The organism is Novosphingobium huizhouense, assembly GCF_020179475.1.
Lineage (GTDB): Bacteria > Pseudomonadota > Alphaproteobacteria > Sphingomonadales > Sphingomonadaceae > Novosphingobium > Novosphingobium huizhouense.
Window position 1 is genome coordinate 1 of record NZ_JAILXZ010000004.1, and the last position, 21,544, is coordinate 21,544.

Genomic DNA, 21,544 nt, shown 5'->3' on the forward strand with positions numbered 1-21,544 from the left:
ACTCGCCAGAGCGTTCACCGCCCTCCTTCGCGCAGCGCCAGGCAATGGCGCCCGCGCCGGTCGCGCAGGTCCGTATGGTTTCCCCAAGGCGCAAAGGTCCGGGTTCGCCGCCGGATGCTTTCGTGTGCAGCGCAGCCGCGCCCCCTCCCGGGTGGGAAAGGGCGCTGCGCGCGTCAGTGGCGGAAGTGGCGCATCCCGGTGAAGACCATGGCAAGGCCGGCCTCGTCGGCCGCCTTGATCACCTCATCGTCGCGGATCGAGCCGCCGGGCTGGATCACGCAGGTCGCGCCCGCCTCGACGGCGGCGAGGAGGCCGTCGGCGAAGGGGAAGAACGCGTCCGAAGCGACTGCCGACCCGTTGGTGCGGGGCTCGGCCCAGCCGTGCGTCTCGGCGGCTTCGCGCGCCTTGGCGGCGGCGATGCGCGAGGAATCGCGGCGGTTCATCTGGCCTGCGCCGATGCCGGCGGTGACCCCGTCCTTGGCATAGACGATGGCGTTCGACTTGACGTGCTTGGCCACGGTCCAGGCGAACAGCGCGTCGGCCAGTTCCTGTTCCGTCGGTTCGCGCCTCGTCACCACTTTCAGGTCGTCGCGGCCGATCCTGCCGGTATCGCGATCCTGCACCAGCAGCCCGCCCGCGATCGGCACGGTGTTGAGGCCCGCCCGGTTCGCATCGGGCAGCGCATCGACCAGCAGCAGGCGCAGGTTCTTCTTGCGCGCGAAAGCCTGCTTGGCAGCATCGTCCGCGCCGGGCGCGACAACCACTTCGGTGAAGATCTCGCAGATCGCGTTGGCGGTCGGGCCATCGAGGGCCACGTTGGTGGCGACGATGCCGCCGAAGGCCGAAACCGAATCGCAGGCGAGCGCCGCGGTCCATGCCTCGAGCAGCGTGTCCGCGCTCGCGACGCCGCAGGGATTGGCGTGCTTGACGATCACCACCGTGGGCTTGTCCGCGCCGAATTCGGCGACGAGTTCGAGCGCCGCGTTGGCATCGTTGTAGTTGTTGTAGGACAGCTCCTTGCCCTGCACCTGCGCCGCCTGCGGCAGGCCCGGCGTATCGGGATTGCGCGGCACGTAGAGCGCGGCCGACTGATGCGGGTTCTCGCCATAGCGCAGCGTCGTTACCAGCTTGTGCGCCGAGGCGAGCACCGGCGGGAAGTGGTGCTGCTGGTCGACGCGGGCGAACCACTGCGAGATCGCGGCGTCATAAGCGGCCGTCGCGGCATAGGCCTTGGCCGCCATGGCGCGGCGGAAGGCGAGCGTGCTCTTGCCGCCGGTCTGCTCCAGCTCGGCAAGGAAGGCGTCGTAATCGGCCGCATCGGTCAGGATGGTCACGTACTGGTGATTCTTGGCCGCCGAACGCACCATCGACGGGCCGCCGATGTCGATGTTCTCGATCACCTCGTCACGCTCGGCGCCCTTGGCGACGGTCGCCTCGAACGGATAGAGATTGACGACGACGAGGTCGATCGCGCCGATTTCGTGGGTCTCCATCGCCGCCGCGTGCTCGGCATTGTCGCGCACCGCGAGCAGCCCGCCGTGGACCTTGGGGTGCAGCGTCTTCACCCGGCCGTCCATCATCTCGGGAAAGCCGGTGAGGTCGGACACGTCCTTCACCTCAAGCCCCGCCTCGCGCAGCGCCCCGGCGGTGCCGCCGGTCGAGACCAGCTCCACGCCGCGGGCGGCAAGCGCCTTGCCCAGGTCGACCAAGCCGGTCTTGTCGGACACCGAAAGCAGCGCCCGCTTGATGGTCACGTCAGTCACGTCGAAAATCCTATCGCATCTTCTTGAGCAGCCAGGAGAACGTCTCTCCGCTGCGGGGAATCTTGGCCTGGACGACCAGCTGGCGGGTGCCGACCGGGCGCCCCTGCCCGTCGGCCCAGAGGCTGTCCTCGATCGTCACCGGATCGCGGCCCGAACGGAACTGCCACAGGCTGCCGTCGGGCAGCGCCAGCGTCACGCCGAGGCCGTCCGCACCTTCGGCGAGCTCGATATGCGGGCCGAGGTGAAAGCGCAAGGCAACCCCCACGGTGCCGCGCTTGCCCTTGCGCCCGGTGGCGACGAGCAGGTCCTCGCCGCGCAGCTCGGTGCCGTCGTCGCGCAGGATCAGGATGCGGCGGTGGGTCAGGCCATAGCGCGCGACATAGCCGTCGTGGCTCGCCTCGAGCCGGGTGGCGCCGGCGCCGTTGTCGGCGGTCAGCGTGCGCCGGTCGACCTCGACCGTTCCCACGCCCGCGCCCAGCGTGCCGTTGATCAGCACCGCGGTCGAGTTGCAGTCGTCGAGCACCAGCGTCGAATGCGCGGCGGTCGCGCGCAGGCCCTGCGCCAGCCGCAGCGGGATCTGCCCGCCCGCCATCGCGCCGCCGCCGCAATTGACGATCAGCCGCTCCCCGGCGTGGCTGAATTCGAACGCGAGAGTCGAGGCGCAACCGTCGCGGGCATGGCGCGCGAGCGGCGGCGGCGCGGCGTCGAACTGGAGCAGCGACTTCATCGCCGCGATGCGCTGGTAGCCCCATTGCCGGGCGTCGCGCAGCGGCCGGGTGCGCACGCCGCTCGCGCGCACCAGGGCTTCGATCCGCGCTGCGGGAATCGCGCCCGCGCCCTGCCAGGAGCCGAGCGCGCCGTCGGTGTGGACCATCGCCAGCAACGGCGGCACCAGCAGCGTGAGGATGGTGTCGAGCTGCGCGGGCGGATCGGCCCGCACCGCAGCGTAGCAGGCGCGCAGCAGCACGATCCGCTCGATCGCCTCGATCTGCCCGAGCGGGCTGCGCGAGAGCACCCCGCCATCGTCGCCGACGAGATCGCCGAGCGCGCGGATCAGCCCGGCCTCGCCGAACAGGCGGCGGGCGTGACCGTCCTCGAGCAGCAAGCCGGCGGCGGTGATCGCCGCCCAGCCGCAGACCTCGTCGCGCTTGTCGGCCGCCTTGTGGACGTTGCGGTCAAGCCAGCGCGCGGTCTCGGCGATCGCCAGCAGCACGCGGGCGCGGAACTTGCGGTCATTGCCCGAAAGGATCAGCGGCGCATGGACCAGCCAGGCGAGCAGGCGCTGGCCGACGTGGCCGACGTTCCAGGCAGGGCCGGGCGACGGCGCGGGATTGGCCGCGAGCCAGCCGGCGAGCACGCGCTCGGCGACCGCGGTCGATTGCGCGCGCGGGCCTGCGGCATCGAGATCGGCGAGCCAGGTGAAACCGTGGACCAGCCGCTCCATCGGCGGCGAGAGGTGCGCGCCGGTGAACTCGATGTCGGCGATCGGCGAGCGCACCCCCAGCAGCAGGACGTGCCCGGCGCGCAGCGCCTTGCCCGCCGCGGGATCGCCCGGCAGCGGGTTGGCGACGGTTGCGGTCAGCCGGGTGCGGCCGCGCTTGCGAAACGGATTGAGTGCGCCGGGCGGCAATCCCAGGCGATAGGCGAAGCGCGCGATGCGGTCGGCCGCGCCGAGCGTGGGCGCGGTGAAGTCGGCCAGCGCCAGCGCCCTGCCCGGTTCGATGACGCCGACCTCGAATTCGCCTTCCCGCTCGTCGTCGCGGCCTTCACCACGGGCCGCATCACGCCCTCTGTCAGCCCGCGGCGCAGGCTCGCCGCCCACAGCAGCGGCCGCAACCCCGACCCCGTCATCGAAGGCAGCGGGCGAACCGCCATCCCCGGGGAGGTCGGTCCGGTCCATCGCGTCAGCCCAGGCCCTTCAGCGCGGCGATGTTGGCGGCGTATTGTCCCGCTCCGCCCCTGAAGCTCGCGGTGCCGGCAACGAGCACGTCGGCGCCCGCGTCGGTGCACAGCTTCGCGGTGGTCACGTCGACCCCGCCGTCGACCTCGAGGTGGATCGCGCGGCCGGTCTTGTCGATCATCTTGCGCACCGCCTCGATCTTGCGCAGCTGGCTTGCAATGAAGCTCTGCCCGCCGAAGCCGGGGTTGACGCTCATCACCAGCACGAGGTCGATCTCGTCGATCAGGTAGTCGAGCATCTTGGCGGGCGTCGCCGGATTGAGCGAGATGCCGGCCTTCTTGCCGAGCGCCTTGATCGCCTGGACGGTGCGGTGGACGTGCGGGCCCGCTTCGGGATGGACGGTGATGATGTCGGCGCCCGCGTTCGCGAAGGCCTCGAGATAGCCGTCGACCGGGGAGATCATCAGGTGCACGTCGAAGGGCTTTGCCGTGTGCGGGCGCAGCGCCTTGACCACGCCCGGGCCGATGGTGATGTTGGGCACGAAATGGCCGTCCATCACGTCGACGTGGATCCAGTCCGCGCCGGCGGCGTCGATCGCGCGCACTTCCTCGCCCAGCCGGGCGAAGTCGGCGGAAAGGATCGAGGGCGAGATCAGCGGCACGGTCATGGGGCGCGGGTCCAGTGGCACGGGAGGCCTTCGGCGTTACCGGCGCGGCCGGGCGGGGACAAGCGCGAACTGGCGGTTTTTCCACACGGGTTCACCCAAGGTTCAACGCCTGCGCCCCATGGCGGCCGGTACGGAGACCGATGACGGTCCAAGGCCCGACAGCTTCGGGTCGACACAGCACTGCGGGACTGCAATATTGCCGGCCATGTCGAAGTTTCTCCTCTCGCTGACCGCCGGGCTTGCCGCCGCCGCGGCGCTGGCCGTGCCGGCGCGCGCGGCGCCCAATTGCGCGGGGCCGGCAAGCGACACCTGGATCAACGTGACCGTCAGCGGCGTGCGCAATGCCCACGGCCTGATCGCGGTCACGCTCTACGCCGACGATTCCCGGCGCTTCCTCGTCAAGAACGGCTCGCTCTACGTAGGGCGCGTGCCCGCCGCGGCGCCCGAGACGCGGATGTGCCTGTTCGTGCCCGGGCCCGGGGTCTATGCGCTCGCGGTCTATCACGACGAAGACGCCTCGCAGACGATCAACCGCGGCGGCGTGCTCGGCATCCCGACCGAAGGCTTCGGCTTTTCGAACGATCCGCCGACGATCGCGAGCCTGCCCGCGTTCCGTTCGGTGCGGCTGCACATCGGCAAGACCAACCTCGCCACGCGCATCACGCTCAAGTATCCCTGATCCCCCGCGCGGGGACTGGCGTCAGCCGCGCGACCAGCCCCTGACCAGCGCGAGCAGCGCCTCGACATGTTCGATCGGGGTGTGCTGGCCGATGCCGTGGCCGAGGTTGAACACGTGCGGCCGGTCGGCGAAGGCTTCCAGCACGCGGATCGTCTGCCTTTCCAGCTCCGCCCCGCCCGCCAGCAGCAGCAGCGGATCGAGATTGCCCTGCACCGGCAGCCCTGCGGGAAGTTTGCGCGCGGCCCACAGCGGATCGATCGTTTCATCGACGCCCACCGCGTTGACTCCGGTCTCGCGGGCATAGGCGGCCAGCTTCTCGCCCGCGCCCTTGGGGAAGCCGATCACCGGCACGTGCGGGTAACGGCGCTGCATCTCGGCGGCGATCTTCGCGTTGGGGGCGATGACCCAGCGTTCGAATTCGGCAGGGGCCAGGCTGCCCGACCAGGAATCGAACAGCTGCAACCCTTCGGCGCCGGCTTCGACCTGCCCGGAGAGATATTCGATGGTCACATCGGTGATCGCATCGATAATCGCCTGGAACGCCGACGGATCGCGATAGGCGAGCGCGCGGGTATCGTGATGGTCGCGGCTGCCCTCGCCCGCCACCATGTAGGTCGCGACCGTCCACGGGCTGCCGGCAAAGCCCAGCAGCGTCGTTGCAGGGTCGATCAGGGCCTTCACCCGGGCGACGGTCGCATAGATCGGCGACAGGCGCTCAGGGACCGCGACAAGGCTCTCCAGCGCCGCATCGAGCAGGCGCGGGGACAGGTGCGGCCCTTCGCCGACGAGGAACTGCAGGTCCTGGCCCATCGCATAGGGCACGATCAGGATGTCGGAGAACAGGATCGCGCCGTCGAACCCGAACCGGCGCAGCGGCTGGACGGTGATCTCCGCCGCAGCTTCGGAATCATAGACGAGCGCCAGGAATCCGCCCTTTTCCGCCCGCAACGCGCGATATTCGGGAAGGTAGCGCCCGGCCTGCCGCATCAGCCAGATCGGGCGCCGGGCAAGGTTTGCACCCTTCAGCGTGTCGAGCAGGGGACCGGGCATGCGTTCGTCCAATCTTCAAAAATAGATTCTTTTGAATCTGGTTGATGGAGTCTGTTGGGCTGTGGATAGCGGGGACGGCGCGCCTCTGCCCGAATTGTGCCCGGCTCTCCACAAAAACTTCGGTGCGGCGACTCTGCACGGGATCACGGGGCAAGCAGAAGTTCTCCGGGATTCCCACAGGCTGTGGGTAACGCTTTCGACATGTCCACAAACCGTCATGAAAGGGACTCGTCGCGGGGGCGGATCGGCGCTGGAATCTTGTCCCCGTCCTTGTCCCGTGGTTTATCGGCTCCCTGTCCACAGCCCTGTCCCGGGGCCGGCCGAACGGGGGACGCGTGAAGCGGCTGCACCTGCATCTTCTGTCGGATTCCACCGGCGAAACGCTCGAAATGATCGCCAAGGCGGCGCTGGCGCAGTTCGACGACGCCGACGTGGTGCGGCACTTCTGGCCGATGGTCCGCTCGATGCAGCACCTCGACCGGATCATGGGCGAAATCGCCAACAATCCCGGCCTGGTGCTGTTCACGCTCGTCAACACCGAGACGCGCGACCGGCTCGAACAGCGCTGCGCCGCGCTCGGCCTGCCCAGCGTCGCCGCGCTCGATGCGGTGACCGACGCGCTCGAACAGCAGCTCGGACAGGAAGCCAAGGGTCGGCCCGGGCGCCAGCACATCATGGACGAGGCCTACTTCCGCCGGGTCGACGCGATCCAGTTCACCATTGCCCACGACGACGGGGTGGGCTGGGAAAACTGGGAGGAGGCCGACATCGTGCTCGCCGGCGTCTCGCGCAGTTCCAAGACGCCGACCTCGATCTACCTCGCCAATCGCGGGTACAAGGTGGCGAACATCCCGATCGTGGTCGAAAGCCCGCCGCCCTCGATGCTGTTCTCGCTGCGCCGGCCGATGGTCGTCGGCCTCACCACCAGCCCGGAACGGCTGATCCAGGTGCGCCGCAACCGCCTGCTGTCCTTGAACCAGGCCCCCGAGACCGCCTATGTCGACAGCGAGCACGTGGCGCGCGAGGTCCAGTTCGCGCGGCGCATGTTCGCCGACAACGGCTGGCCGGTGATCGACGTGTCGCGCCGCTCGATCGAGGAGACCGCCGCCGCCGTGATCAATCTCTACAACGAACGCCGCGCCGCGGGCGGCGACGCCGCGCCCGGAGCAAGGCCGATATGACCGTGATCCTCGCCAGCCAGAGCGCCTCGCGCAAGGCCATGCTCGAAGCCGCCGGCGTGCCGTTCGAGGCGATCGCCGCCGATGTCGACGAAAGCGCGATCAAGCGCGAGTTGATCGGGGTGGGCGGCTGCGAGATCGCCGGCATCCTGGCCGAGGCCAAGGCGCTCGGCGTTTCGCTCGGCGCGCCCGGCCGTCTGGTGCTCGGCGGGGATTCACTGGTCGAATGCTGCGGAAGGCAGTTCGACAAGCCAAAAAGCCGCGACCAGGCGGTCGAACATCTCGAATTCTTCTCGGGCAAGGAGATGCACCTCCATTCCGCCGCCGTGCTGATGCGCGACGGCGCCACCGTGTGGAAAACCTGCGAGCTCGCGAAACTGCGGGTCCGCACGCTTTCTCCCCAGTTTATCGACAGCTATCTCGACAGGGAGTGGCCTGCCGTTTCCGGCTGCGTCGGGGTGTTCCGGATGGAGGCGCTTGGGGTGCAGCTGTTCGAGAGCGTCGAGGGCAACCACTTCACCATCCTCGGCATGCCGCTGCTCGCGGTGCTGGGCGCTTTGCGCGAACAAGGCGAGCTCGCCGCGTGACGAAGCCCTATGCCGAAGTGATCGGCGATCCGATCGCGCACTCGAAGTCGCCCGCAATCCACGGTTTCTGGCTCGAACGGCTGGGGATCGATGCCGAGTATCGCGCCACCCACGTGACCGCCGACGGCCTCGCGGATTTCATCGCCAGCCGCCGCAGCGATCCCTACTGGCGCGGCTGCAACGTGACGATGCCGCACAAGCAGGCGGTGATCCCCTTGCTCGACCGGCTCGACCCGCTCGCCGCGAAAGTGGGCGCGGTCAACACGATCGTGCCCGAAGAGGGCCAGCTCGTCGGCTACAACACCGACGTGCCGGGATTCCTCGAACCCTTGCAGCCGCTGCTGGACCAGACGCACTATTTCCGCATGGCGCGCGTGCTCGGCACCGGCGGCGCGGCGCGAGCCATCATTGTCGGCCTTGCCGCCGAAAAGCTGGTGCTGGTGCTCGCCGGGCGCAACCCGGACAAGGCGCGCGCGCTGCTCGACGAGCTCGATCCCGGGGGCGAACATCACGTCGCCCCGCTCGATCATTTCGCCGATCCGACCGACTTCGCCTTCGACGATCGCGAAGGCTGCCTCGACCTGGTGGTCAATGCCTCGGCGCTGGGCATGACCGGGCAGCCGCCGTTGAACTTCGACCTGAGCCATGCGCCGCCGGGGTCGATTTTCTACGACATCGTGACCAGCCCGCTCGACACCGATTTCCTGAAAGCCGCGCGTGCGGCAGGGTTTCGCACCGTCGATGGCCTGTCGATGCTGATCGGGCAGGCGGACCACGCCTTCCGCCGCTTCTTCGGCGCGCAGCCGCCGCGCGGGGAGGCGGATATCGAACTGCGGGAGAGACTGACCCAATGAGCCGTCCTTACATCCTGGGTCTGACCGGCTCGATCGGCATGGGCAAGTCGGCGGTGGCGCTGATGCTGCGCGAACAGGGCGTGCCGGTGTTCGATGCCGATGCCGCCGTGCATCAGCTGCAGGGACCGGGCGGCCCGCTGTTGCCGGCGATCGAGGCGGCCTTTCCCGGCACCACCGGGCCGGAAGGGGTCAAGCGCGCGGAACTGGGCGCGCAGGTCTTCGGCAACCCGGAAGCGCTCAAGCGGCTCGAGGCCATCGTCCATCCGGCGGTGGCGCGGATGCGCGAGGCGTTCATGATCGAGCACGCCGGGCAGCCGCTGGTCGTGTTCGACATCCCGCTGCTCTACGAAAAGGGCCACGGCGAAGGGCTGGATGCGGTGGCGGTGGTCTCCGCCCCGGCCGAAATGCAGCGCGAGCGCGTGCTCGCCCGACCCGGCATGACGCCCGAGAAGTTCGCCCAGATCCTCGCCCTCCAGGTGCCCGATGCGGACAAGCGCGCGCGCGCCGACTTCGTCATCGACACCGGCGTGTCGCTCGCCGAGACCGCCAACGAAGTTAAGAAACTTGTGACCGAGATACGGCAAAAAAACCCGCAGAACCGGGGCTGACTCCCCTTGCCAGCCCTTCGGCGCGGGTCCAGATTGACTCCAATGCGTGAGATCGTTTTCGATACCGAAACGACCGGGCTCGACCCGCAGGGCGGCGACCGGCTCGTCGAAATTGGCTGCATCGAGATGGTCAACCGCGTGCCCACCGGCGCGGTCTATCATTGCTACTTCAACCCCGAGCGCGACATGCCGGCCGAGGCCGAGGCGGTCCACGGCCTTTCGGCAACGTTCCTGTCGGACAAGCCGCTGTTTGCGGCCAAGGCGGCCGAGCTGATCGCGTTCCTCGGGGATGCGCCGCTGGTCGCCCACAATGCGGGGTTCGACTTCGGCTTCCTCAATGCCGAGCTGGCGAAGATCGGGATGGCCCCGGTCGACCGCGAGCGGATGGTCGACACCGTCGCGATCGCGCGGCGCAAGCATCCCGGCGCCAAGCTCAGCCTCGATGCGCTGTGCACCCGCTACGGCATCGACCGCAGCCATCGCACCAAGCACGGCGCGCTGCTCGATGCCGAACTGCTGGCGCAGCTCTACGTCGAGCTGATGGGCGGCCGCCAGATCGGGCTCGAGCTTGCCGCGCACGCGCAGGCCGTGGCCGTCGGCAGCGATGCCGGCGTGCTCGTCGCCTCCACCCTGACCGTTTCCGCCAAGCCGTTCCGCGCGCCCCGGCCCCACGCCGCGAGCGCCGCCGAACTCGCCCGCCATGCCGAGTTCATGGCGGGCTTCAGCGAGGCGATCTGGTCGCGCTGAGCGCGGCCGGCTCCGCCCAGTCGAAGGAGAAGACACGATGGACATTCGCGTTTCGGGCCACCAGGTCGACACCGGCGCCGCGTTCGAGGCACACGCCACCGAACGCCTCTCGGCCATCGTCGACAAGTATTTCTCCCGCGCCCTGTCCAGCCAGGTCACGCTCGGCAAGGCGCCCCACGGCGGCTTCCGCTGCGACATCGTCACCCACGTCACCCACGGCATGATCCTCAAGGGCAGCGCCGTCGCGCAGGAGGCGCACGTCGCGCTCGACCAGTCGGCGGAGAAGATCGACAAGCAGCTGCGCCGCTACAAGCGCCGGATCAAGGCGCGCGCCGACGGCGCCGACCACGCCCGCAAGACCGAGGACGCCGCTTTCGCGCAGGACGCCTCCTACACCGTGTTCGTCGTGGAGGAGCACGAGGACGAGCCCGCCGATGCGCCGCTGGTGATCGCCGAGACCCGCGTCGACGTGCCCGAGGCGACCGTGTCCGACGCGGTGATGATGCTCGACTTGCGCAACACCAACGCGCTGCTGTTCAAGAACGCCGGGACCGGCGTGCACAACATGGTCTATCGCCGCGGCGACGGCTCGATCGGCTGGGTCGAACCGGCGCGGACCTGACCCCAAGCTGAAACAACCTATTTGCCGCCCGCCCCGCCGAATCGCCGGGGCGGGGGTGATTAGGAGCTTGCACCAAGGGTCAATCGGGCGCATGGCGCGCCCAACCTGAGCGGCAGCGCGCTTGCGCTTGCGCCCCATTCGGCATTTCGTTTCCCATGACGGCACTCTTCTCGATCGATCCCCTGGCAGTGCGCATCGTCCGCGCCGAAACCAAGCCGCAGATTCTCGGCGCGCTCGCGGCGTGCTTCGGCTCGGTCTATGCGCTCGACACCGACCACGTGCTCGAACGGATCGAGGAGCGCGAAAAGCTCGGCAGCACCGGCTTCGGTCGTGGCGTCGCCATCCCGCACGCGCGGATCGACCGGCTGGTGCGCCCGGTCGCGGCGTTCTTCCGGCTCGAGCAGCCGGTGGCGTTCGACGCCGCCGACGGCATGCCGGTCGACGTGGTGTTCGGCCTGCTCTCGCCCGAACAGGCCGGGGCGACGCATCTCCAGGCGCTCGCCGCGATCTCGCGGATGATGCGCGATGAACGGATGCACGAGCGCCTCGTCGCCGCGCCCGACGCCGATGCGCTCTATGCGCTGCTGGTCAACGTCATCGATCGCGATGCCGCCTGAAGCACCCGCTGCGCCGGCGGCGAGCAGCGACGGCGCCGCCTTCCACTGGCGCGCGCTCGAAGGGCTCTACGCCACCGCCCCGGTCAACCAGCTGTTCGACAGCCGGCTCGAAGTGCTCGGCGAAGGCCAGGCGCGAATCCTGTTCGACGTCGGTCCGCAGGTGTTCCACGCCGCCGGCGCGGCGCACGGCACGATCTACTTCAAGATGCTCGACGACGCGGCGTTCTACGCCGCCAACACGCTGGTCACCGACCGCTTCCTGCTGACCACCTCGTTCAACCTCCACTTCAGCCGGCCGATCCGCGGCGGGCGCGTGATCGCCGAAGGACGCTGGCTCTCGGGCCGCCGCCGCGTGCTCGTCGCCGAAGCGCGGCTGCTCGACGAGGACGGCGAGGAAGTGGGGCGCGGCACCGGCACCTTCCAGCGCTCGCGCATCGCGCTGTCCTCGCTGCCCGGCTACGCCGTGCGTGACGAGGCGGGGGGCGAGGCCGGGGGTGGGGCCGGGGCCAGCCTGGCCGCGACGGGGCGCTAGGCGCGGTGGACGGCGCGCGCCTGCCTGCGCAGGTCGAAGTCTCGGCGATGCTGCGCGCCACCGAATCGCTCGGCGGGTTCGCCACGGTGCTGCACAAGGGCGACGTCGACTCCGGCACGATCCTTGTCGTCATCGAACAAAAACAGGGACTTGGCGTAGTCTACGAACGCATGCCGCAGCCCGACGGCGCGCGCAAATGGATCGCTGCCAAGGTGCAAGATCCTGATAATAAAACAGAATTTCAGGACTATCTGGATCGTCGAAAACGCCAGGACAGCGACACCTGGATCATCGAACTGATCGTCGACGATGGCGCACGTCTCATCCTGAACGCGGTATGACTGACGGCGCTGCAGGTTGACTCTGCCGCATTGCAAAATAAAGGCAACCGACCACGGACGCGCAGGCGGCGGGGCCCGGCACGAAGCCGGACCGGCTGGCACGCAGACGGGGGGCAGTCGCCACGGCCTTTGGGATGCCCGGTCGATGCGCGAGCGCAAGCTCGCGTGACGCGGACCGGATCGTGCCACGTCGTGGACCGATGTCCACCGCACAGTCATGACGTTGGATGAGCAAGCAATTTCGTATCGCCTCGGCAATCAGCATCGCGGCGACCCTGTTTACAACCCTGTTCGGCGCCGCAGGTTCCGGCGCCGCGGCGCAGAATCCGGCGCCCTCGGCAGCAGCCACCATCGCCAGCGGCGAGGTCCTGCTCCCCGCACGCGAAGCCCCCGGCGCTTCGCCCATCACCCAGAATTCGCAGGATGCGCGCATGCCCGCGGTCGAGCGCGCGCTGCCCCAGCCCGAGGCCAGCGATGCCGCCGACGCACCGGTCGGCGCCGCCGTCCTCCCGGCCGCCTCGCTCGCCGCGCTGGTCGAACAGACCGCGGTTCCCGCCAAGCTTTCCGACGAGCTGCGCTGCCTTGCGGGCGCCATCTACTTCGAAGCCAAGAGCGAGACGCTCGCCGGCCAGCTCGCGGTCGGCCGGGTGATCGTCGCCCGCGCCCATTCCGGCCGCTTCCCCGCTTCGTACTGCGGCGTGGTCTACCAGCCCTCGCAGTTCTCGTTCGTACGCGGCCACGCCATGCCGAGCGTCGACACCGACAGCCGCGACTGGATCGAAGCGACCAAGATCGCGCTGATCGCGCACACCGGCGCCTGGAAGAGCCCGGTCGAGGGCGCGATGTTCTTCCACGCCGCGCGCGTCGCGCCGAGCTGGGGCAAGACCCGCATGGCGCGGGTCGACAACCATATCTTCTACCGCTGACGCACCGATCGGGCCGCGCGCCGCCGAGGCGGCGCCGGCCCGCCGGTCAGGCAATGATGTCGGGGATCAGGTAGTCCTCGAGCATCGTGATCTGGTCCTTGAGGCGCAGCTTGCGCTTCTTCAGTCGGGCGATCTGCAACTGGTCGGTCGCGCCCGCCCCGCTCAGCGCGTCGATCGCTGCGTCGAGGTCGCGGTGCTCGAGGCGGAGCGCCTCGAGCCGCTTGCGCATTTCGTCTTCGGTCACACGGTTACTCCCAGGCGGCACAACCGATTGCTGCACCACCTACGGTACATCCCTCAGCCGCCGCGCCCCGACGCGGTTCGGCTTGCAAGATACGGCGAATGTGGGAGCATGACAACGCGCCCGCACCGGACCGATCCGAGTCGGGGCGGACGCGACGGTACCCTTGCGCAAAGGGCGTCGCATCTTGCGCAAGGCACGACCGGAACACCCCAGCAGGAGGTATCCGTATGGACACATCACACGTCACTGCACTGCAGACGAAGCACGCCGGCCTCGAACGCCGCATTGCCGAGGAAATGGCCCGGCCCTTTCCCGACGGCGTGCTCGTGATGGAGCTCAAGAAGCGCAAGCTTCGCATCAAGGAAGAACTCTCGCTGCGACATTGACGCGCAGGCCTTGCGGATTCGACCGGTCTTGCCTGGGACCGGTCCATCCCGCCCCTCCCCCCGCCCGCACGGCGCCCGCCGCCGTTCTCCTTCGAACCACCGATCCGCCGGGCGACGGCAGCCCCAAGCCGCAGTCCACCTCGGACCGCCGCAGGGGCGCCGGATCGTCCGCCGCCGCGATCGGCGCCGCCGCGCCAGCCCGCCACATACGAATTAACGCGCCGCTCGGGCGCGGCCGACGATTGCCACGCAAACGGCGGCGCTTGCCGTTTGCACCGTGCGCTCGCTAGGCTAGGCCATGGCCATGTTCTCTGCCGTCGCATCCGCCCGCGCGATCCTCACTTCGCTGCACGAGGTCATGGCCTCGCGCGCCGGCGCCCAGGCCAAGCTCAACCAGATCGTCGAGGTCATCGGCGGCAAGCTCGACAGCGAAGTCTGCTCGATCTACCTGCTGCGCGAGGGCATGCTCGAACTGTTCGCCACCCGCGGGCTCAACCAGGCGGCGGTCCACGTCACCCGGCTGGCGGTGGGCGAAGGTCTCGTCGGCACGATCGCCGACAAGATCGAGACGTTGAACCTCGCCGAGGCGGCGGCCCATCCCGACTTCGCCTTCCGCCCCGAAACGGGCGAGGAGCGCTTCCATTCCTTCGCCGGGGTGCCGATCGTGCGGCGCGAGCGCGCGGTGGGCGTGGTCGCGGTCCAGCATGTCGAGCCGCGGCGCTACGAGGAAGTCGAGATCGAGGCGCTGCAGACCGTGGCGATGGTCCTGTCCGAGCTGATCGCCAATGCCGAGCTGATCGACGACGAGGACGTGCTCGGCGTGCCCGCGCACCTCACCGGGCCGGAACGGCTCAAGGGCCTGACCCTGGTCAAGGGCCTCGCCAGCGGGGTTGCCGTGTTCCACCAGCCGCGGGTGATGATCGAACACGTCGTCGCCGAGGATACCGAGGCCGAGCGCCAGCGCGTCTACCTCGCCTTCGACAAGATGCGCGAGCAGATCGACCGCATGGCCGGCCAGGCCGAGTTCGGCGTCGGCGGCGAGCACGAGGAAGTGCTCGAGACCTACCGCATGTTCGCCTACGACGAAGGCTGGTCGCGGCGGATCAACGAGGCGATCGATTCCGGGCTTACCGCGGAGGCGGCGATCGAGCGGGTCCAGCAGCGCACCCGCATGCGCATGCGCCAGATCGACGATCCGTTGCTCGCCGACCGGATGCACGATCTCGAGGACCTGTCGAACCGCCTGCTGCGGATCGTCTCGGGCCAGCTCGGCACCGCGGCCTCGATGGGGCTGAAGGGCGACGCCATCCTCGTCGCGCGCAACCTCGGCCCGGCCGAACTGCTGGAATACGACCGTCGCCGGCTCAAGGGCGTGATCCTCGAGGAAGGCTCGCTCACCGCGCACGTGGTGATCGTGGCGCGGGCGATGGGGATTCCGGTGGTCGGCCGGGTCAAGAGCCTGCGCGGCAAGGTGCGCGACGGCGACCTGCTGATGATCGACGGCGACCAGGGCGTGGTCGACGTGCGTCCCGCGCCTTCGCTGGTCGAGGCGTTCGAGGCGCGCTTCGCCAAGAACCGCGAGCGCCAGGCGCATTACGCCACGCTGCGCGAGGTCGAGCCGGTGACGCGCGACGGCACCCGCATCGCGGTGCTGATGAACGCGGGGCTACGCGACGACATGCCCGCGCTGGCGATGACCGGCGCCGACGGCATCGGCCTGTTCCGCACCGAGTTCCAGTTCCTCGTCTCGGCCACGCTGCCCGCGCGCGAGCGGCAGACGCGGCTCTACCGCGACGTGCTCGAGGCCGCGGGCGACAAGCCGGTGGTGTTCCGCACCGTCGACATCGGCGGCGACAAGGTCCTGCCCTACCTGCGCCACAACGATGGCGAGACCGAGGAGAACCCGGCAATGGGCTGGCGCGCGCTGCGCGTCGCGCTCGAGCGCGACGGGCTGCTCAAGGTCCAGGCGCGCGCGCTGCTCGAGGCGGCGGGCGGGCGCACGCTCAACGTGATGTTTCCGATGGTCACCGAGCCGTGGGAGTTCGACGCGGCCAAGGCGGTGTTCGACAGCCAGCTCGCCTTCCTCAAGCAGCAGAAGAAGCTGCTGCCCGAAGCGATCCGGTTCGGTGCGATGCTCGAGGTGCCCGCGCTCGCCGAATGCCTCGACGTGCTCGCCCCGCGGCTGTCGTTCCTCTCGGTCGGGACCAACGACCTCACCCAGTTCCTGTTCGCCGCCGATCGCGCCAACCCCAAGCTCGCCGAACGCTACGACTGGCTCAGCCCGGCGATCCTGCGCTTCCTGCGGCGGGTGGTGCAGACGGTCGCGCCGCACGGCACCGACGTCACCGTCTGCGGCGAGATGGGCGGCCGCCGGCTCGAGGCGCTGGCGCTGCTCGGGCTCGGCATCACGCGCCTGTCGATCACCCCGGCCGCGGTCGGCCCGGTCAAGGAGCTGGTGCGCAAGATCGACCTTGCCGAGATTCGCGCGGCGATGGACGGCTGGCTGGCCGATCCGCCGCGCGACTTGCGCTCGGCGATCGCGGAGTGGGCCTTCTTCCGCGGAATCGAGTGCGATTGACACCGCTCGGCGTCATTCCGGACCCGTTTTGTCGCCTTTGATGGGGAAGTGATGGCATAAGGCGTTGACATAAGCCTGCTTGACGCGATCGTTCGGGCAGGGGCGTCAGCTTCAAGGGTTGCCAAGAAGATCATGACAAACGGGAGTCGCGCCGTGGCGGAAGGCGGCGAAAACGAAAGCCATGCCGAAGGTGGCGAACTGGTCCCCGGCCCGTTCGCCTCGACCGGAACCCGGCTGCGCGCCGCGCGCGAGGCGCGGGGCCTGTCGATCGCCGACCTGGCGACGCGGACGCGGATCACCGCGCGGCACATCGCCGCGATCGAGGCGGGCGATTTCGCCTCGCTTCCGGGCCGGCCCTACGTGCTCGGCTTCGCGCGGAGCTATGCGCGCGAGGTGGGGATCGACGATCGCGCCATCGCCGATGCCGTCCGGCGCGAGCTCGATGCCGCCGCGCCCCAGCCCGAACCGCGCAAGATCAACCAGTTCGAAGTGGGCGATCCGGTCAAGACGCCCTCGTTCGTGCTGACCTGGCTCGCCGTCGCGCTCGGCCTCGGCATCGTCGTCACCGGCTTCGTGCTGTGGCGCAGCTATTACTGGCCGGCCGCCGAGCTGCCCTCGCTGGTGGCGCCTGCAGGCGCGCCGGCGCGCCCGGGGCCGCGGCCCGCTCCGGCCGCGCCCCCTGCACCGGCCCAGCCCGCCGGCGGCCCGGTGGTGTTCACCGCGCGCGAGCCGGGCATCTGGGTCAAGTTCAGCGACGCCGACGGCCGCCAGCTGATGCAGAAGCAGATGGCGATGGGCGAAAGCTACACCGTGCCCGGCGAGGCGAAGGGACCGGTGGTGTGGACCGGTCGGCCCGACGCGCTGGCGATCACCATCGGCGGCCGCCCGGTCGCGCCGCTGGCCGAGCGCGAAGGCGTGGTCAAGAACGTGCCGGTCGACGCGGCCGCGCTGCTTGCGCGCGCCAGCGCCGCGCCCACGGTCCCGCCGCTCGCCGCGCCATCCACCGCGCAGCGCTAGGCGCAATCTCGACAAGCCGTGCGGGCTGCGGCAAGGAAGCGCCTAGGCAGGCGCGATGGGATGGCGCACGTCGGATCGCGTGCGCGCAAGCCCCTGCGGGAGTGACGATGAAATTTACCTTCCACGGTCGCGCCACGGGTGCGACGCTGGCCCTCGCGCTGCTCGCCGCGACCGGTCCCCTTCTGGCGCCGCTGCCGGCGGTGGCGCAGGCCCAGGTTCCCGACACCACCGAAGCGCGCCTGCGCAAGCTCGAGAGCGAGCTGCGCGCGGTACAGCGCAAGGTCTTCCCCGAAGGCGCCGGCCGGACCTTCGCGCCCGAGATCGCCGCGCCGCAGGCCGCTGCGGTCCCCGTCGGCGCGCCGGCGAGCACGCCGGTCGCCGACTTGCTCGCGCGGATGGACGCGGTCGAAGCGCAACTCCAGCGGCTGACCGCCGCGAGCGAGGAAAGCCAGGATCGCATGGGCAAGCTCGAGGCGCGGCTGGCGGCGCTCGAACCCGCGCCGGCTCCGGCCGAGGGCGCGCCTGCCGCCGCGTCCGCAGCGCCCGCGCCCGCGCCGGCCGCCGCGGCGCAGGCCGCCGGCCCGGTCCGCACCACCCCGGCGGCGACGACGGCGGCGGCATCGCCGTCGGCCCCCGGCGCCGCACCCGCCAGGGCGCCGGCCGCTCCGGCTGCGAAGGCGCCTGCCCCGGCGGGCGGCACGGCCAAGGCGACGGCGACGGCAGGCAACGCATCGGGAGCCAAGGCGTCGGCCGAACGCATCGCTGCGGTCGAGGCGATCGAGAAGCCCGCCACCGGCGATGCCGCCGAAGACGATTATGCCTATGGCTACCGGCTGTGGGAGGCGAAGTTCTTCCCCGAGGCGCAGCAGCAGCTGACCCGCTTCGTCCAGCAGTATCCGAAGTCGAAGCGCATCAGCTTCGCGCGCAACCTGCTCGGCCGCGCCTATCTCGACGACGACAAGCCGGGCACCGCCGCGCAGTGGTTCCTGCAGAATTACCAGGCCGACAAGAAGGGCGAGCGCGCCGCCGACAGCCTGCTCTACCTCGGCGTGGCGATGGCGCGGCTCAAGGAAACCAAGCGCGCCTGCGTCGCCTACGCCGAATTCGGCAACGTCTATCCGACCGAGGCGGCGGGCCGCCTGAAGGCGCAGTACGAGGCGGCGACCAGGGCGGTGACCTGCAATTGATCCGCTGACCGCCCGCTTCGCGCGCGATTTCGCGGCGCTCGGCGCGGGCAAGGGCCCGGTCGGGCTCGCCGTGTCGGGAGGCCCGGACAGCCTTGCCCTGCTGCTGCTGATGCAGGCGGCGGCGCCCGCGCCGTTCAGGGTGGCGACGGTCGACCACGGCTTGCGCGCGCAAAGCGCCGATGAGGCGGCCTTCGTCGCGCAGGTCTGCGCCGGCAGGGCGATCGCCCACGATACGCTCCGCCTCGCGCTCGCGCGCGGGAGCGCCGTGCAGGAGCGCGCCCGCGCCGCGCGCTATGCCGCGCTGGCGCAGTGGGCGCGCGGGCACGGGCTCGCCGCGCTGGTCGTCGCGCACCATGCCGACGACCAGGCCGAGACGCTGCTGATGCGGCTCAACCGCGGCGCAGGGGTGCGCGGACTCGCCGCGATGCGGGCGCGCGCGCCGACTCCCGGCGCCGCCGACCTGCCGCTGCTGCGGCCGCTGCTCGGCTGGCGCAGGGCCGAGCTCGCCGCGGTGGTGGCGCAGGCCGGCCTCGTCGCGCTGGCCGACCCTTCGAACGCCGATCCGCGTCACGAGCGTGCGCGGCTGCGCGCCGCGCTCGCCGCCGCGCCCTGGCTCGACCCCGCCGCGCTGGCGACGAGCGCGGCGCATCTCGCGCAAGCCGACGACGCGCTCGCCTGGGTCGCGGCGCAGAGCATCGCCCGGCTGCGGCGCGACGGAGACAGGCTGGTGTGGCAGCCCGACGTGCCGCGGGTCATCGCGCTTCGCGTGCTCGAGGAGGTCGTCGCCCGGCTCGGCCGTTCAACCCCGCGCGGCAGCGCGCTGGGCGACTGGTACGACCGGCTCGCGGCGGGCCGGACGGCGACGCTGGCGGGCGTGCGCGGGCGGCCGCAGGGCGAGGTCTGGAGCTTCGCCGCGGCGCCGCCCCACCGCCCCCCGGCCGCCGCCCCCGCCGCCACCCCCGCCGCGCCCGCGCCGTGATCGCAGGTCCCGCGCTATTCGCCGGAGAAACGCGGGAAAATCGCACCTTCGGTTATATTGCGATTCATCGGGCGGTCCCTACATTGCGGAAAACGGGCGACGAGTCCGGCCTCCAGCAAAGAGCACAGCGATGAATGACGACCAGCCGCAGGGCAATCCGTGGATCAAGAGCCTCCTCGTCTGGGGCGGCATCTTCCTCGCCCTGCTGCTGGTGGTCTCGATGTTCGGCGCGCGGACCGACAGCACCGGCACGATGATCCGCTACTCCGACTTCCGCAGCCGCGTCGCCGAAGGCGCGGTCAAGGAAGTGCAGATCGGCCCCGATCGCATCACCGGCACGCTGAAGAACGAGCAGACCTTCTCGACCGTCCCGGTCCAGGGCGACGCCGACCTCGCCAAGCTGCTGCAGGACAATGGCGTCCAGTATTCGGGCAAGGCGCAGGAGGAACCCAACCTGCTGCTCTACATCCTCGCGCAGTCGCTGCCGTTCCTGCTGATCCTGGGCGTCGCCTTCTTCGCGCTGCGCCAGGTGCAGAAGGGCGGCGGTTCGGGCGCGATGGGCTTCGGCAAGTCCAAGGCCAAGCTGCTGACCGAACGGTCCGGCCGGGTCACCTTCGACGACGTCGCCGGCATCGACGAAGCGCGCGAGGAACTGCAGGAAATCGTGGAATTCCTGCGCGATCCCAGCCGCTTCTCCAAGCTCGGCGGGCAAATCCCCAAGGGCGCGCTGCTGGTCGGCTCGCCCGGCACCGGCAAGACCCTGCTGGCGCGCGCGATCGCGGGCGAGGCGGGCGTGCCGTTCTTCACCATTTCCGGCTCGGACTTCGTAGAGATGTTCGTCGGCGTCGGCGCGAGCCGCGTGCGCGACATGTTCGAGCAGGCCAAGAAGAACGCGCCGTGCATCGTCTTCATCGACGAAATCGACGCGGTCGGCCGCCACCGCGGCCATGGCCTCGGCAATTCGAACGACGAGCGCGAACAGACGCTCAACCAGCTGCTGGTCGAGATGGACGGCTTCGAGGCCAACGAAGGCATCATCATCATCGCCGCGACCAACCGTCCCGATGTGCTCGATCCCGCGCTGCTGCGCCCGGGCCGCTTCGACCGCCAGGTGGTCGTGCCGATCCCCGACATCGAGGGCCGCGAGAAGATCCTTTCGGTGCACATGAAGAAGGTGCCGCTGGCCCCCGACGTCAACCCGCGCACCATTGCGCGCGGCACCCCCGGCTTCTCGGGCGCCGACCTCGCCAACCTCGTCAACGAAGCCGCGCTGCTCGCCGCGCGCCGCAACAAGCGCCTCGTCGCGATGCAGGAGTTCGAGGACGCCAAGGACAAGGTGATGATGGGCGCCGAGCGCCGCAGCATGGTGATGACCGAAGACGAGAAGAAGATGACCGCCTACCACGAAGCGGGCCATGCGATCGTCTCGATCAACGAGCCGGCATCCGACCCCATCCACAAGGCGACGATCATCCCGCGCGGCCGCGCGCTCGGCATGGTCATGCGCCTGCCCGAACGCGACAGCTATTCCTATCACCGCGACAAGATGCACGCGAACCTGTCGGTCTCGATGGGCGGCCGCGTGGCGGAAGAAATCATCTTCGGCCACGACAAGGTCTCGTCGGGCGCTTCCTCGGACATCCAGTACGCCACCAGCCTGGCGCGCAGCATGGTCACCAAGTGGGGCATGTCGGACAAGCTCGGGCCGCTGATGTACGAGGAGAGCCAGGAAGGCTACCTCGGCATGGGCAGCACCAACCGCACGATGATGTCGGACGAGACCAACAAGCTGATCGACAGCGAGATTCGCGGGCTGGTCGATGGCGCGCATGCGCGTGCGACCGACATCCTGCGCACGCAGGAGGACAAGCTCCACCTGCTCGCCCAGGCGCTGCTCGAATACGAGACGCTGACCGGCGAGGAGATCAAGACTTTGGTCGAGGAGGGCCGGATCGACCGGCCCGATGCGCCGCGCGGCACCCCGCGCCCGGTGGCCTCGCAAGGGTCGGCGGTGCCGCGCGCCGGGCGTCGTTTCGCCGGCTCGACCGGCGGCACGCAGCCGCTCGGCGCCTGAGCCGCAGA

The 21,544-nt window shown here is 69.9% G+C and carries 22 protein-coding genes; 17 read left to right on the forward strand and 5 right to left on the reverse strand.

Annotated features, from left to right (window positions below):
• Positions 1-173: 173 nt before the first annotated feature.
• The 3 genes from purH to rpe are packed head-to-tail and all read right to left on the reverse strand — an operon-like array spanning position 174 to position 4,330.
• The gene (gene purH / locus K3A85_RS15175) at positions 174-1,763 is read right to left on the reverse strand and encodes a bifunctional phosphoribosylaminoimidazolecarboxamide formyltransferase/IMP cyclohydrolase (protein ID WP_225207378.1); all 1,590 of its coding nucleotides are present in this window, start codon (positions 1,761-1,763) and stop codon (positions 174-176) included.
• A 10-nt stretch (positions 1,764-1,773) separates the two neighbouring features.
• A complete protein-coding gene (locus K3A85_RS15180) occupies positions 1,774-3,663 on the reverse strand; it encodes a heparinase II/III family protein (protein ID WP_225207379.1) in 1,890 nt (629 codons plus the stop codon).
• A 4-nt stretch (positions 3,664-3,667) separates the two neighbouring features.
• Positions 3,668-4,330, reverse strand: a complete 663-nt coding sequence (rpe, locus tag K3A85_RS15185) for a ribulose-phosphate 3-epimerase (RefSeq protein ID WP_225207380.1) — start codon at positions 4,328-4,330, stop codon at positions 3,668-3,670.
• A gap of 205 nt (positions 4,331-4,535) precedes the next feature.
• Between rpe and K3A85_RS15190 the strand changes: the two genes are divergently transcribed.
• Positions 4,536-5,009: a DUF2141 domain-containing protein gene (locus tag K3A85_RS15190; protein WP_225207381.1), complete on the forward strand. Its 474-nt coding sequence runs from the start codon at positions 4,536-4,538 to the stop codon at positions 5,007-5,009.
• Between the two features lie 21 nt (positions 5,010-5,030).
• Here K3A85_RS15190 and hemE read toward each other — a convergent pair whose 3' ends face one another.
• Complete coding sequence (hemE, locus tag K3A85_RS15195) at positions 5,031-6,059, reverse strand: uroporphyrinogen decarboxylase (RefSeq protein ID WP_225207382.1); 1,029 nt, start codon at positions 6,057-6,059, stop codon at positions 5,031-5,033.
• Positions 6,060-6,394: 335 nt separating this feature from the next.
• Between hemE and K3A85_RS15200 the strand changes: the two genes are divergently transcribed.
• The 10 genes from K3A85_RS15200 to K3A85_RS15245 all read left to right on the forward strand — a co-directional run bounded on the left by K3A85_RS15200 (position 6,395) and on the right by K3A85_RS15245 (position 13,071).
• Positions 6,395-7,240 (forward strand): pyruvate, water dikinase regulatory protein, encoded by an 846-nt coding sequence (locus tag K3A85_RS15200; protein WP_225207383.1) that lies wholly within the window; start codon positions 6,395-6,397, stop codon positions 7,238-7,240.
• Positions 7,237-7,824 carry a nucleoside triphosphate pyrophosphatase gene (locus K3A85_RS15205; RefSeq protein ID WP_225207384.1) on the forward strand — a complete coding sequence of 196 codons (588 nt, stop codon included), beginning with the start codon at positions 7,237-7,239 and terminating at the stop codon, positions 7,822-7,824. The genes K3A85_RS15200 and K3A85_RS15205 overlap by 4 nt, the downstream gene beginning before the upstream one ends.
• Positions 7,821-8,678 (forward strand): shikimate dehydrogenase, encoded by an 858-nt coding sequence (aroE, locus tag K3A85_RS15210; protein ID WP_225207385.1) that lies wholly within the window; start codon positions 7,821-7,823, stop codon positions 8,676-8,678. The genes K3A85_RS15205 and aroE overlap by 4 nt, the downstream gene beginning before the upstream one ends.
• The gene (gene coaE / locus K3A85_RS15215) at positions 8,675-9,286 is read left to right on the forward strand and encodes a dephospho-CoA kinase (protein WP_225207386.1); all 612 of its coding nucleotides are present in this window, start codon (positions 8,675-8,677) and stop codon (positions 9,284-9,286) included. The genes aroE and coaE overlap by 4 nt, the downstream gene beginning before the upstream one ends.
• A gap of 42 nt (positions 9,287-9,328) precedes the next feature.
• The gene (gene dnaQ, locus K3A85_RS15220; protein ID WP_225207387.1) at positions 9,329-10,033 is read left to right on the forward strand and encodes a DNA polymerase III subunit epsilon; all 705 of its coding nucleotides are present in this window, start codon (positions 9,329-9,331) and stop codon (positions 10,031-10,033) included.
• A 37-nt stretch (positions 10,034-10,070) separates the two neighbouring features.
• On the forward strand, positions 10,071-10,655 hold the full coding sequence (gene hpf, locus K3A85_RS15225; protein WP_225207388.1) for a ribosome hibernation-promoting factor, HPF/YfiA family: 585 nt from the start codon (positions 10,071-10,073) through the stop codon (positions 10,653-10,655).
• A gap of 155 nt (positions 10,656-10,810) precedes the next feature.
• Positions 10,811-11,272 carry a PTS sugar transporter subunit IIA gene (locus K3A85_RS15230; RefSeq protein WP_225207389.1) on the forward strand — a complete coding sequence of 154 codons (462 nt, stop codon included), beginning with the start codon at positions 10,811-10,813 and terminating at the stop codon, positions 11,270-11,272.
• Positions 11,262-11,804, forward strand: a complete 543-nt coding sequence (locus tag K3A85_RS15235) for a PaaI family thioesterase (protein ID WP_225207390.1) — start codon at positions 11,262-11,264, stop codon at positions 11,802-11,804. The genes K3A85_RS15230 and K3A85_RS15235 overlap by 11 nt, the downstream gene beginning before the upstream one ends.
• Before the next feature lie 5 nt (positions 11,805-11,809).
• Entirely contained in the window at positions 11,810-12,145 is a 336-nt protein-coding gene (locus K3A85_RS15240; RefSeq protein WP_225207391.1) for a DUF1491 family protein, read from the forward strand.
• A gap of 227 nt (positions 12,146-12,372) precedes the next feature.
• A complete protein-coding gene (locus K3A85_RS15245) occupies positions 12,373-13,071 on the forward strand; it encodes a cell wall hydrolase (RefSeq protein ID WP_225207392.1) in 699 nt (232 codons plus the stop codon).
• 46 nt (positions 13,072-13,117) lie between these two features.
• Here the strand turns inward: K3A85_RS15245 and K3A85_RS15250 are convergent, their stop codons facing one another.
• On the reverse strand, positions 13,118-13,315 hold the full coding sequence (locus tag K3A85_RS15250; protein WP_225207393.1) for a YdcH family protein: 198 nt from the start codon (positions 13,313-13,315) through the stop codon (positions 13,118-13,120).
• A gap of 227 nt (positions 13,316-13,542) precedes the next feature.
• Between K3A85_RS15250 and K3A85_RS15255 the strand changes: the two genes are divergently transcribed.
• From K3A85_RS15255 to ftsH, 6 genes are all read left to right on the forward strand, one after another.
• Positions 13,543-13,701 carry a YdcH family protein gene (locus K3A85_RS15255; RefSeq protein ID WP_225207394.1) on the forward strand — a complete coding sequence of 53 codons (159 nt, stop codon included), beginning with the start codon at positions 13,543-13,545 and terminating at the stop codon, positions 13,699-13,701.
• 298 nt (positions 13,702-13,999) lie between these two features.
• Positions 14,000-16,279 carry a phosphoenolpyruvate--protein phosphotransferase gene (gene ptsP / locus K3A85_RS15260; RefSeq protein WP_225207395.1) on the forward strand — a complete coding sequence of 760 codons (2,280 nt, stop codon included), beginning with the start codon at positions 14,000-14,002 and terminating at the stop codon, positions 16,277-16,279.
• Positions 16,280-16,411: 132 nt separating this feature from the next.
• On the forward strand, positions 16,412-17,296 hold the full coding sequence (locus K3A85_RS15265) for a helix-turn-helix domain-containing protein (RefSeq protein WP_225207396.1): 885 nt from the start codon (positions 16,412-16,414) through the stop codon (positions 17,294-17,296).
• Positions 17,297-17,403: 107 nt separating this feature from the next.
• Positions 17,404-18,483 (forward strand): tetratricopeptide repeat protein, encoded by a 1,080-nt coding sequence (locus K3A85_RS15270; RefSeq protein WP_225207397.1) that lies wholly within the window; start codon positions 17,404-17,406, stop codon positions 18,481-18,483.
• Between the two features lie 70 nt (positions 18,484-18,553).
• On the forward strand, positions 18,554-19,462 hold the full coding sequence (gene tilS / locus K3A85_RS15275; protein ID WP_225207398.1) for a tRNA lysidine(34) synthetase TilS: 909 nt from the start codon (positions 18,554-18,556) through the stop codon (positions 19,460-19,462).
• Between the two features lie 130 nt (positions 19,463-19,592).
• Positions 19,593-21,536, forward strand: a complete 1,944-nt coding sequence (ftsH, locus tag K3A85_RS15280; RefSeq protein ID WP_225207399.1) for an ATP-dependent zinc metalloprotease FtsH — start codon at positions 19,593-19,595, stop codon at positions 21,534-21,536.
• Positions 21,537-21,544: the final 8 nt, after the last annotated feature.